Below are 12,441 nucleotides of genomic sequence, written 5' to 3'. Positions count from 1 at the left end.
TAAATAAAAAAGAGAGCCACAAATAAGGCTCTCTTTTTTATTTAACTAATTGATAATTAAGCAGGCACCACCTGTTCTACTTTTATCAGTTCTGTTCTTGCCCGCTTCCATTGTTTACGGGTTGCGGCAGCTGTAACAAGTATAAGTATGGATGAAATAACCGGGAGCAGACCTATCGGGTTAAGCGGAAAAATAGGCAGGCTTAATGCCATGATCAGAAAACTGACCTGCTTTAGTTGCCTGTATACTTTTTCTCCCCTGCTCAGCAAGCGGATCTGGTTTAACTGGTAGCCACTGAAAATGGCAAATGCTATACCCATTAAAAGCAGCGAATAAAAATGGTAACTATATACAAAGGTACCGACCTGCATGGTTTTAATGTTAAATATAAGCACAGCAATGGTATGGCCCAACCAGTTAAACAAGCACCAGAAACCGGCAAAAACCATCAGGAAAAGCGGCAGCCTCTTAAAAGCTGTTTCTCTTGTACGGTACAGGAAATCGGAATAGAACCACCCGCCAATTAGAGCAAGCAGTATCAGGCCAGAATCGACCAATGCAGTATTGTCCATAGTTTTACTTTGAAAGAGTTTGAGGAGCAGCAAAAATAAGTATAAATCAAAAATTAATTATTATAGTTATACTAAATTATTGGTAAGCTATCTCTTTTTGAGGGTGATAGTAGTTTTAATAAAAAGGGGAGCAGGTTAATACCTGCTCCCCTTTTTACAATTCACTATGTATAAATTACTGATTTACTTCACTGGCAACTTCCGGCTCAGGTTGTGGCTGCGGCTCCAACTCAAAACCATAGTCTTTACCTTTTAAGATAGTCGGAACACCCTTCTTCATCCAGATTGGCATTGGGGCACCTTTCAGGTAATAGTCAAAGAACTGCGACATACGCACCGACAGATCTTTGCGGTTCTTACGCTGCATCAGGTTATGATCTTCTCCGTTGTATACCAGCATCCAAACCGGTTTATTTAATCTGCGCAGGGCCATAAAGTACTCTATACCTTGGTACCACGGAACTGCTCCATCCTGATCGTTGTGCATGATCAGTAGCGGTGTTTCTACACGGTCAGCAAAGAACAGCGGCGAGTTCTCAATAAACTGCATCGGCTTTTCCCAAAGTGTGCCACCAATGCGGCTTTGGGTTTTCTCGTACTGGAACTGGCGGCTCAGGCCTGTACCCCAACGGATACCACCATAAGCACTTGTCATGTTAGAAACCGGAGCACCGGCCATAGCAGCTTTAAACAGGTTGGTTTTAGTAACCATGTAAGCGATCTGGTAACCACCCCAGCTCTGGCCCTGCAATGCCATGTTTTTCTCATCCACAAAACCCTGCATCACCAGTTTCTGCACACCAGGTATAATACAGTCCATCGCGCTCTCGCCCGGATAACCGTTTTTGTAAACAATGTCCGGTACAAATACCAAGTAACCGTTACTCACATAGTAAGATATATTTACCGTTGATGCACTTGGCGCAGGTGTTTTGTGCGCATGCAGTTCATCAGAAGAGCGCTCATAGAAATAAGCGATCATCGGGTACTTCTTATTTGGATCAAAATTCTCAGGCTTATAAAGCAAGCCTTCTAATGGGATTCCGTCTGTTGATTTCCAGTTTACCAGTTCTACCGTACCCCACAGGTAATCCTTCATCTGCGGATTGGCATTGCTCAGCTGCGTTGGTTTATCAAAAGTGGTTGTTGTAGTATACAGATCCGGGAACTCCTGGAACGAGCCTTTGCGGAACATAAAGCGATTTTCATTCTTAGCTTTGCGCAAGCGTACATAGCTGTTCGGCGACATTACCAATTTCTCCGGCTGCACTTCTTTGCTTACATAATCACGAAAATATCCACCTGACTTGTCTTTGTTATTGAAAGCGCTTAAGTATAGCGTAGCATTTTCAGGTATAAACTTCTCTTCCTCATCCAGCATTTCATATCGGAAGCTCAGCTTGTTCTGGCGGCCATACTTGTCGGTCAGGTTTAAAGGGGCTTTCTTTCCGGTTGGGTCCAGTTTCCAGATATCATACTTATCATATACAAGCAGGTAGCTGTCGTTTTCTACCCAGCCAGCAAAGTCATAAGAGCTTGGTAGCGCCGGTACATCATTCGATTCGTCATAAAATGCCACGCCTAGCTTCTTTGTGAGGTTCAGGTTTTTGCCACCTTTTGTAGCCAGTGTGTGCCAGCTGCTGTCGGTTGGTTCGTACCAGTACACATAGTTACCCTTAGGTGATAATCTTGGATAACCGCGTGTTTCGTTCAGCACCTGCTTGCGTGTTCCTTTTTTCAGGTCGATCAGGTAAGCATCCTTTTTAGTAGGCGTATCATAGCCGATGGTCATTTTATACTTCTCATCACTCACACCAAGCGCCACATCTCCTTCGCCATAAGCATCCAGGTATACATCCGGAATCTCCAGGGTAGCCAGCTGCTGCATGCGCTTTCCTTTAAAATCATACATCGCCAGGAAAGACTGCTTCAGATCGCGGTCTTTGTTCTTGAGCTGCATCGGCTGTATCAACGGATCTTTGTAAGTCCAGATATCGAGACTTACTTTGTCTTCTTCCAGCTGCGTAGTGTCTTTTTCGTAGCGGGTTGGGCGCGGGAACGTGCCAAAGAACAGGCGCTTGCCGTCTTCTGAGAAATTCAGCTTGCCATGCTCGCTCACCATCCAGGCTTTTGGCATACCGGCGCGGGCTGTATCGGCAAGTATAATTTTGTGATTATCCTTTCTGGTCCAGTGGTGCAGGGCAAAGTAGCGGATCTCGGCTTCCAGCGTATCGTTGGTAGCCACAAATGCCAGCTGTTCTCCTGCTTTATCTGGTGTTATGTTTTTGTAAGATACCTTACCTGTATCGATCGGCATTACCTTCAGGTCGGCAGTGCTTACAGCAAACACACCAGCTTTATGCAGCGAGTCCAGCTCATCTTTTATAAAGTATAGCATGTTGCCCTTCTCCGAGAAAGTATAATCTATTACTCTGTCGAAGCGCTTTTCCTGACCACTTTGCAGGTTGCGCAGTACCAGTTCGGTGCCGTTATACTTTTTGTTCTTTTTAGGTGCTTTTTTAGCTACAGCCGGTTTGGCAGCTTCCGCTTTCTTTTCTTCTGTGGCTGCCGGAGTGGTCTCAGCTTTTTTGGCATCTTTTTTAGCAGGCAGTTCTTTTTCAAGGTGATAAGCTACAAAGTGGTTACCATCCTTCGGTAGCTGGAAAGACTTTACACGCGGCATTTTTACCACATTCATACTTTCCAGCATCACAATCGCCAGCGAGTCTTTTGGCAGGTCGTCGGCTTTTTTCTTTTTCAGTTTCAGTTGGCGCACTTTCTGGTACTCCGGCTTAACCTGAAAAACAGCATAACGGCTGTCGTTGGTAAAAGAAGCTTTAGTGCCGCGCGGGTAGCTGGTCAGCTTGTTGGTTACCATGTCCCGGATCAGGAGTTCGCCATCGCCTTCCTGTGGGTTCACGTTAAAAAGTACATACTTGCCATTGTTGGAGATCTTCTCTCCATCTACGCCCTTCCAACTGTCGTAAACGTCGTGGGTAAGGGGCTTTTTTGCTGTTTGCTGTTGTGCCTGAGCCTGGTAAAAGCCGGCACTACAGAGTACAGCCAGGTATAAAAGTTTCTTCATCCTGGGTAAAATAGGTTGGTTAGTTATTGTTGATCAGTTGTTCGTATCTAAAGATAGGCAAAACCTCAAAAGGTTTAAAACCTTGGTCAAGTTATAGCTAAAACCATAGTTGGTTTATAGTTTACCTTTTTAAAGGATAAAATAAAGTTGCCAGTTAAAGAGTTTAGGAGTTAGAGAGTTCGGGAGTTAAAACGCTCGTAGGAGCTGCACACGCTATGCGGAATTACTACTTACTTAAGAAATAACAATCAACAATTTAGCAATTTAACAATCCATCCAGCCTAACGTTCGTTTGGTTTTAAGTATAAATCCTGATAATTTCACAGTACCAATTAAATCCTTACAAATTCATGCAAACTAAAGAAGTATATATCATTTCAGCTGTCCGCACACCAATCGGCAGCTTTGGCGGCGCTTTGTCAAGCCTGTCTGCCACTGAACTGGGTGCTATAGCTATTAAAGGTGCACTGGAAAGAGCCGGTGTAGATAAAGAGCAGGTGCAGGAAGTTATCATGGGTAACGTACTGTCTGCAAACTTAGGCCAGGCTCCTGCGCGCCAGGCTGCTGTTAAGGCTGGTCTTGGTTACAATGTAGAGTGTACTACCATCAACAAAGTATGTGCATCAGGTACAAAAGCTATTATGTATGCTTCGCAGGCTATCATGCTGGGTCATAAAGATGTGATCGTGGCTGGTGGTATGGAGAGCATGAGCAACGTACCATATTATGTTGACAAAGCTCGTTGGGGTGCTAAAATGGGTAACGTACAGATGGCAGATGGTCTGATAAAAGATGGTCTGTGGGATGTGTACAACGATTTCCATATGGGTAGCGCTGCCGAGAACACTGCTCGTGAAATGAAGATCACCCGTGAGATGCAGGATGAATACGCTATTAACTCTTATAAGAAAGTAGCTGCTGCTGCAGAAGCTGGCTTACTGAAAGATGAGATCGTACCGGTTGAAGTACCACAGCGTGGCAAAGACCCGATCCTGGTTACAGAAGACGAAGAGTACAGAAAAGTAAGCTTTGATAAAATACCTGGCCTGAAGCCTGTGTTTGACAAAGCTGGTACAGTAACTGCTGCCAACGCCTCTACCCTGAACGATGGTGCTGCCGCTGTACTTTTGATGAGCAAAGAAAAAGCGGAAGAGCTGGGCGTAAAGCCGATCGCAAAGATTCGTGGTTTTGCTGATGCGGAGCAGGATCCGATCTGGTTTACAACTACTCCAGCCCTGGCTATACCTAAAGCACTTAAAAATGCTGGCGTTACTCCTGAAGAAGTAGATTTCTACGAGATCAACGAAGCGTTCTCGGTAGTATCTATCGCTAACAACCAGAAGTTAGGCTTAGAAGGTGGTAAAGTAAACGTGTTTGGTGGTGCGGTATCACTTGGTCACCCGCTGGGTGCCTCAGGTGCGCGTATTGTAACTACACTTTGCAACGTACTGAATAAAAAAGGCGGTAAAATAGGTGTAACCGGTATCTGTAATGGTGGCGGTGGCGCATCTGCCCTGGTTATCGAGAAAGTATAACATGCCCTAAGGCATACATTTTGCAGGAAGCCTTACGTTAAAACGTAAGGCTTCTTTTTTATACCTTAGCCATACATTAAACTGTTTTCTATACTTTTAGTGTTTATCAATACGAAAGAAACGAATGTCGTTAGAAACTGAATTAGCTAAGTTCTGGGATTGGGCTAACATGACGCCTGCTACTTATAACGAAGAACGTGGTTTAGGGGAATGGGAAGCTGAATACCCAGGCTGGGAGGAATTGCATAAAGCGGCAACCGAAGCATTGGAAGAGCTGAACAAAGAATTTAACCATGACTTGGCCCAGTTACTGGTTTACGCGCTGGCTATAGATAACGAATCCGGAACTATACTTCAGAAAGTAGATGAGAAGCTGGAGTCTAAACTGAGGTTCGTGAAAAAGGTGATCAATTCAGATCAACCGCAGGCAAGGTGGCAGATAGCTGAACTACTTGGCAATTCGGAAGTGGAAGACAGGGAGCAATTGCTGGTGAACCTGATCAACCGCGACAAAGACAATTATGTTATCAGAAGGGCGCTGATGAGCCTGGATAAAGTGAACCATGCCAAGGCAGCTGAGTTTGCTAAAAGCTATTTAAAAGATGCTGACCCGTTTATGAAGCTGGTAGCTAAAGAGATCATTAAAAAGAAAGTATAAACTTATACTTCCATCATTGCATTCTATACTTATGTATAAATTATTTTCATTGCTGTTTACCTTATCGCTGGTAAGTACAGTTGCTGTGGGGCAGACCAAAAAAGTGATTACCTACCACGACGAAAGCCGCACCACTATAAAAGAAGTATACTTTATGAAGCCCGACTCCAGTATAGTTGGGAATTATGTTCGCTTCTACCCTGGCGGCGAGCGAGAGGCATTTGCCAAATTTGTGGAAGGGAAAAAGGACAGCGTGTTCACGGAGTTTTACCAAAATGGCAAGCCTAAAATTAAGGTAACTTATAAGCTGGATGTAAAGCACGGTCCTTTCCAGGCATTCCACCCGGACGGTAGATTGATGCAGGAAGGCAGCTACGAAAACGACCAGCAAAGCAACCTGTTCAAGACCTTTTACGACGACGGCAAGATCCGCAAGGAGACTACTTTTGTAAAGGGATTTCCAGAAGGATTGGTAAAAGAATATTACCCCGATGGCAAGGTAAAATCTGAGATATACTATAAAAACAGCCAGCAAAGCGGCCCTGCCAAAACCTACTACCCAAATGGCCAGTTGGAGAGCGATGCGACTTACCGTGGTGGCATGCTGGAAGGTTCTTATAAAACCTATTACCAGGATGGGCAACTGCAGCAGGAAGTCAATAACGTGGCCGGCCAGCGGCAGGGTACTTTCAAGAGTTACTTCCCGAATGGCAAGCTGAGTACCGAAGGCGGATTTGTAGCAGGCAAAATGCATGGCCCAAGCAAAGCATACTACCAGAATGGGAAAGTACGCAGCCTGATAAACTATAAAAACGGTGAACCAAACGGCCAGACGCAGTTCTTTTACGAAGATGGTACTCTGCGCGAAGAAGGCAACTTCAGCAACAACGGTGCTGACAGCAAAACCACAAGCTACTACCCAAGCGGCAACGTGAAAGCCGAAGAACAATTTAAAGACAAGCTCCCCCACGGCAACTGGAAAACGTATTTTGATGAACCCGGCAAAAAGGTGAGCACCAGCGAGACGTATGAGAAAGGTAAACTAACAGGCGAAAGATTGGCTTATCATGAAAACGGACAGGTAAAATCAAAAGCTACCTATGATGCTGGCAAGATCATGGGTATCAGCTACGAGTATTATCCATCAGGCAAAGTAAAGTCTGAAACCAACCATAAAGACGGACTGAAGTACGGACCTTATAAACAGTATTTCGAGAGTGGCAAAACAGAGATTGTTGGCAAGCACATCAACAACAAGAAAGTAACCACCTGGAAATACTACAACGAAGGAGGCAAAGTAGTAAAAACTATAGTTTACAAAGACGGCAAGGTGGTAGAAGAAAAATAACAAGTATAGCTATCAATAAAAAAGCACTGCTTATAAGGCAGTGCTTTTTTATTGATCTATAGTTTAGCTTAGTAAGCTCTCACAGCTTTTTTCTCTACAAAGTTCATGAAGGCACGGTTTACTACACGTGTACCGCCTGGGGTTGGATAGTTACCGGTAAAGTACCAGTCGCCTTTGTGGTTCGGGCAGGCCAGGTGCAGGTCGTTAATGGTTTGGTAAATTACCTGTACTTCTGCTTTTACTTCCGGCGCTTTTACAATTTCCGATACTTTGGCTGAGATCTCGTCATGCGTAAATAAATCGAAAAGCTCTTTTACAAAGTTGGTTTCTTTGAAAGCTTCTGTACCTTCTGCAGCGACGCACTTGTCGTATACTTCATCTATTTTAAAGTATAAGCCACGATCTTTCAGTAACTCCAGCATAGCACGGAAAGCTACGAACTCCTTCACTCGGCTCATGTCTATACCATAGCAATCCGGGTAACGGATCTGTGGTGCACAAGACACAATGATGATCTTTTTCGGCTCCAGCTTGTCCAGCATTTTGATGATAGACTTCTCCAGCGTCGTACCACGAACAATAGAGTCATCCAGCACTACCAAGGTATCCACACCTTTCTTCACCACTTCGTAAGTCGTGTCGTACACGTGCGTAACCAGGTCATCGCGGTTGTTATCGTCGGTAATAAAAGTACGCAGCTTTACGTCCTTAATCACCAGCTTCTCGGCACGCGGCTTAAATTGCAGAATCTCATCGAGTTGCTCTTCAGAAAGCTGTTGGTTAAGTATAGCTTGTTTGCGGTAGCTGCGCAGGTAATCTTCAATCCCTTTCATCATCCCCAGCCACGAAGTTTCAGCTGTGTTCGGGATGTAGGAGAAAACAGTATTTTTCAGGTCGTAGTTAACGGCTTCCAGTATCTGCTTGCACAGGCGCTTGCCCATGTTCTTTCGCTCTTCGTAGATCTCCGGGTCGTTACCACGAGAGAAGTAGATACGCTCGAAGCTGCACGATAATTTCTCGCGTGGCTCCAGTATCTCTCTCAGCGATGGGTTGCCCTCTTTATCCACTATAAGCGCGTGGCCCGGAGTAATCTCTTTAATTGCCGCATAATCCACATCAAAAGCCGTCTTGATAGCAGGCTTTTCTGAAGCGATCACCACCACTTCATCATCAATGTAATAATAAGCGGGGCGGATACCGTTCGGGTCGCGGACGACAAACGAAGCACCGTAACCAGTCAGGCCAGCCATGGCGTAACCACCGTCAAAGTCCTTAGCGGCACGCTTTAACACACGCTCCAGATCAAGGTTCTCTTCTATCAGGCTGGTTATTTCTTTATTGGTAAACTCATTTTTATAAGATTCGAATAGCTCTTGGTTCTCTTCGTCCAGGAAATGGCCGATCTTTTCTAAAACGGTAATGGTGTCGGATTTTTGTTTTGGGTGCTGGCCCAACTCGATCAGTTTCTGGAACTGCTCGTCTACGTTGGTCATGTTAAAGTTACCGGCAACAGCAAGGCTGCGGCTACGCCAGTTGTTTTCGCGCACCATTGGGTGGCAGTTGTCTACGCTGTTTACGCCGTGCGTACCGTAACGCAGGTGGCCCAGGTATACATCACCCAGGAAAGGCAGGTTCTGCCAAACCCAGTTCGTGTCTTCCGCTTTTTCCGGATGTTTTTCCTTCAGCTCTTTAAACTCTTTTCCGATCTTCCCGAAAATGCTGTCTATAGCACGGGTCTTAACAGAACGGAAACGGCTGATGTACTCCATGCCCGGACCGGCGTCAATTTTTATACTGGCAACGCCTGCCCCGTCCTGGCCTCGGTTATGTTGTTTCTGCATAAGCAGGAACAACTTGTTAACGCCGTACATGGGCGTACCATACTTCTCAACGTAATACTCAATTGGTTTTCGGAGCCTGATCAGGGCAATACCGCATTCGTGTTTTATTGAATCGCTCATGTTTGCTGTTAAAATGCTTGAGCCAGCAGTTTCTCGATCCAGAGCAGCAACAGGTCAGGTTTAAAGAACAGGACCAGCAGCGGCACCGCAAAAAACGCCAGCAGCAGCTTATTCGACAGTGAAATAACTAATTTTTCTTCAGTTAAATTCCTTTTCAGGAAAAGGTAGTACGGAATCCTGATATAATAAAACAGTGCCACGCCCGTAAGCAGCACACCCGCCACCAAAAGTATAAGCAGCATGGTTTGATTGGAAGAAGAATAGGCCTCCCAGACATTGCTAAAAATAAGTAGCTTGCCCATAAAACCAGCCAGCGGCGGAAGCCCCGTAAGCGACAGCAAGTATAGCAAAGCCATGGCACCCAGGTAAGGCAGTTTATGTCCTAATCCAGTAAAATGCTCCAGCTTTGTAATCCCAAAGTTCTCTTCGGATAGCTGCAGGAAAAGGAAAACACCATAGCTCATGAACAGCAGCACCGTCAGGTAAAAGAGTACGCTCGAAGTATAGTTGGTACCAAAAGCCAGCAGTGCCATCAGCAGAAAACCTGCATGCGAAACCGACGAATAAGCCATCAGTCGGCGCGGCGTATTTTGCCAGAGTGCGGTAAAGTTACCGATGATTAACGTTGCCAGCGCTGCAATACCCAGGAACCAAAGAATATCATCAAAATAACTTGCTACAGCCGGGTCGGAAAAGGCAGCAACGAAGCGAAGTATAACAATGATGCCTGCCATTTTTGGCCCTGTAGAGAACAAGGCAACGATAGGCATAGGCGCTCCCTGGTACACATCTGGCACCCAAAAATGGAAAGGAGTCGCAGATATTTTAAAAAAGAACCCGGCAAATACAAGTATAGCTACTATCGTTACCAGCAGGTAATCAGCCTGCAAAAGCGCCTGCCAGAAAGAGCCTTCGGTGTAGTTGAGCGAGCCGGTAAAGCCATAGAAAAACGACATGCCATATAGCATCACACCCGCCGACAAAGTACCATACAGAATATACTTCAGGCCTGCCTCCACCGCACGTTTTTCCTGTTTTAAAGTTAATGTCAGGATATAGGAAGCTATAGAAACAACTTCGATAGCCAGGAAAACCATCAACAGGTTAATGGACTTTGCCATCAGGTTCAGGCCCAGCACCAGCATCAGGATAAGGGCATAATATTCGCCTTTGCCTTCTTTCAGCTTCTCAAGTGATCTGCTTTGAAGTGAGAGAAGGATGGTAAAGATACCTGCTGCACTGAACAGGATTCCGCTGTACCGTGCCAGCCCATCAGAGCGCAACAGGTTCAGGAACTGCACGCCACCCGAAGTATAGCCTCCTAAGATCTGAAGTATAAAAGCAGAGAAAAGAGCGGTAAGAGCCAGCCACGGCAGCAGCTGTTTTATAGTTTTAGACTTGAACAGGTCGAACGTAACGAGCAGCAGGAAGAAACCGGCCAGCAGCAACTCCGGCAACAGCGAACCTGCCCCGGCTAAAATGGCGTCAATCGACTGGCTAAGGTTGGTGGCTTGCTCTTTCACTTACTTAATGATCGTAGACAACACCATATTAAGCTGTTCCTGCCCATTTTGGAGCACCAGTTCGGTAAAACCCTGCGCCGCCATTCCGATCTTATCCAGTAGCAGGTGCGGAAAAATACCGAACAGCAAGGCAAGTATAGCCAGCGGTACCAACATCAGGTATTCACGTGCGTTCAGGTCAGACATGGAAGCTTTTTCGCGCAGCTCCGGGAAGATCCAGTATTTCCCGAAGAACATTCTTTGCAAAGCCCACAGGTAATAAGCCGCAGCCAACAACAACCCGAAAACAGCCACAATTGTCAGCCAGCGTGGTAGCAAACCTGTGATATCAGGAGAGCTAAAACCTCCTACCAGCACCAGCAATTCTGCTATAAAACCAGAGAAACCAGGCAAACCCAACGAAGCAAAAAAGGCGATCACTACAAACGTAGTATAAGCCGGCATGCGCTTGGCAAGGCCTCGGAAATTCAGAATCATACGGTCGTGGGCGCGGTCGTAGATAACGCCTACCACCAGGAAAAGCATCGCCGAAATAATGCCATGGCTGAACATCATGTAGATAGCACCGTTCACACCTTCGGAAGTAAGCGAAGCCAGCCCCAGCAGCACAAAACCCATATGCGACACAGATGAGTAAGCGATCAGCTTTTTCAGGTCGTTCATGGCCAGCGCGCAAAGTGCACCATAAATAATGGAAAGTACACCCAGACCACCAACCAGCACGGCAAAATAAGCACCTGCATCAGGGAAGATCGGGTACACAATTCTTATTAAACCATAGCCACCTACTTTCAGAAGTATAGCTGCCAGTAGAACAGAGATGGGCGTTGGCGCTTCAACGTGCGCATCTGGTAACCAGGTATGCACCGGCACAGATGGCACTTTAATAGCAAAACCGGCAAACAGTAACAGAAAGGCGATAAAGCGAATGGGCAGATCCCACAGCACTGTACCAGACAGCACATGCAGTAAACTACCAGGTATAAAGTTGGCAGGATCCATCATGGCCGGAATGCTGAACGTACGCACGATGTCGGCACTACTAATGGCATTTTGCTGCAATAGTTGCTGTACCTGCAGGATCACATTCGGATTAGTACCATCCTGCTGCAACATATCCAACTGCGCAGCTGTCGCCGCCGGGTCTATCACCGAAGTATAAAGCCCGATCATCACGATCAGGATGAAAAGCGAACCTACTAAGGTATAAATGAAGAACTTAATGGCAGCATATTCGCGTTTCGGCCCACCCCAGATACCAATCAGGAAGTACATCGGCAGGAGCATGAACTCGAAAAACAGGTAGAACAGGAAGAAATCCAGCGCCAGAAAACAGCCCATTACGCTCGTAAGCAGCAACAGGTACAGCAGGAAATAGCCTTTAATGTTCTTTTTGATGGTCCAGGAGGAGATAACGCCGATAACACCGATGATACCCGTGAGCAGCACCATGCTGATACTGATGCCATCCACCCCTACAAAATACTCGATCTGGAAACGGCCCAGGCTACCCAACGAAAAGCCGATCCAGTCTAGTTTCTCTACAAACTGGTAGCCTTGTTGTCCGTTGGCCGTGGCGGCACCATCAAACCGGAAGTATAGAAGTATAGCCAGCACCATCTGCACCAACGCCCCACCTAAAGCTATTGCTTTCATAGGCTTTTGCATGCGCGCAGGCATCAGCAACAACACAAACGCTGCTAACAATGGTGAAAAAATAAGGCTACTAAGTATAAAATCAGTCAAGAGTTACGAATTC

At 45.9% G+C, this 12,441-nt stretch carries 8 protein-coding genes; 3 read left to right on the top strand and 5 right to left on the bottom strand.

The annotated features are described in order from the left end of the window. Positions 1 to 56: 56 nt before the first annotated feature. Both MJ612_RS00925 and MJ612_RS00920 read right to left on the bottom strand, forming a co-directional pair. Positions 57 to 572, bottom strand: a complete 516-nt coding sequence (locus MJ612_RS00925) for a hypothetical protein (RefSeq protein WP_187028568.1) — start codon at positions 570 to 572, stop codon at positions 57 to 59. 175 nt (positions 573 to 747) lie between these two features. Next, positions 748 to 3,657: an alpha/beta hydrolase family protein gene (locus MJ612_RS00920; protein WP_187028567.1), complete on the bottom strand. Its 2,910-nt coding sequence runs from the start codon at positions 3,655 to 3,657 to the stop codon at positions 748 to 750. A gap of 350 nt (positions 3,658 to 4,007) precedes the next feature. Here MJ612_RS00920 and MJ612_RS00915 point away from each other — a divergent pair, with 350 nt between their 5' ends. The 3 genes from MJ612_RS00915 (at position 4,008) to MJ612_RS00905 (ending at position 7,198) form a co-directional block, all read left to right on the top strand. Continuing rightward, the gene (locus MJ612_RS00915; RefSeq protein ID WP_187028566.1) at positions 4,008 to 5,192 is read left to right on the top strand and encodes an acetyl-CoA C-acyltransferase; all 1,185 of its coding nucleotides are present in this window, start codon (positions 4,008 to 4,010) and stop codon (positions 5,190 to 5,192) included. A 124-nt stretch (positions 5,193 to 5,316) separates the two neighbouring features. Then, positions 5,317 to 5,850, top strand: coding sequence for a HEAT repeat domain-containing protein (locus MJ612_RS00910; protein ID WP_187028565.1), 534 nt, complete (start codon positions 5,317 to 5,319; stop codon positions 5,848 to 5,850). A 31-nt stretch (positions 5,851 to 5,881) separates the two neighbouring features. Further along, the gene (locus MJ612_RS00905; RefSeq protein ID WP_187028564.1) at positions 5,882 to 7,198 is read left to right on the top strand and encodes a toxin-antitoxin system YwqK family antitoxin; all 1,317 of its coding nucleotides are present in this window, start codon (positions 5,882 to 5,884) and stop codon (positions 7,196 to 7,198) included. Positions 7,199 to 7,266: 68 nt separating this feature from the next. On the opposite strand, the gene MJ612_RS00900 is transcribed toward MJ612_RS00905, so the two are convergent. From MJ612_RS00900 to MJ612_RS00890, 3 genes are read right to left on the bottom strand one after another with little or no spacing between them, the layout of a single operon-like run. Then, entirely contained in the window at positions 7,267 to 9,159 is a 1,893-nt protein-coding gene (locus tag MJ612_RS00900; protein ID WP_187028563.1) for an amidophosphoribosyltransferase, read from the bottom strand. Positions 9,160 to 9,167: 8 nt separating this feature from the next. Continuing rightward, positions 9,168 to 10,682, bottom strand: coding sequence for an NADH-quinone oxidoreductase subunit N (locus MJ612_RS00895; protein ID WP_187028562.1), 1,515 nt, complete (start codon positions 10,680 to 10,682; stop codon positions 9,168 to 9,170). Further along, positions 10,683 to 12,428 (bottom strand): complex I subunit 4 family protein, encoded by a 1,746-nt coding sequence (locus MJ612_RS00890; protein ID WP_187028561.1) that lies wholly within the window; start codon positions 12,426 to 12,428, stop codon positions 10,683 to 10,685. It abuts the gene before it with no gap. Positions 12,429 to 12,441: the final 13 nt, after the last annotated feature.

The sequence above is a fragment of the Pontibacter deserti genome, assembly GCF_023630255.1.
Classification (GTDB): domain Bacteria; phylum Bacteroidota; class Bacteroidia; order Cytophagales; family Hymenobacteraceae; genus Pontibacter; species Pontibacter deserti.
Note: the sequence above shows the minus strand (reverse complement) of the source record. Positions and strands in the feature narration are given on the sequence as shown.

Bases quoted from the DNA above. Each gene is read 5' to 3' on its own strand.
- MJ612_RS00925 (WP_187028568.1), bottom strand. From the start codon at position 572: ATGGACAATACTGCATTGGTCGATTCTGGCCTGATACTGCTTGCTCTA.
- MJ612_RS00920 (WP_187028567.1), bottom strand. From the start codon at position 3,657: ATGAAGAAACTTTTATACCTGGCTGTACTCTGTAGTGCCGGCTTTTAC.
- MJ612_RS00915 (WP_187028566.1), top strand. From the start codon at position 4,008: ATGCAAACTAAAGAAGTATATATCATTTCAGCTGTCCGCACACCAATC.
- MJ612_RS00910 (WP_187028565.1), top strand. From the start codon at position 5,317: ATGTCGTTAGAAACTGAATTAGCTAAGTTCTGGGATTGGGCTAACATG.
- MJ612_RS00905 (WP_187028564.1), top strand. From the start codon at position 5,882: ATGTATAAATTATTTTCATTGCTGTTTACCTTATCGCTGGTAAGTACA.
- MJ612_RS00900 (WP_187028563.1), bottom strand. From the start codon at position 9,159: ATGAGCGATTCAATAAAACACGAATGCGGTATTGCCCTGATCAGGCTC.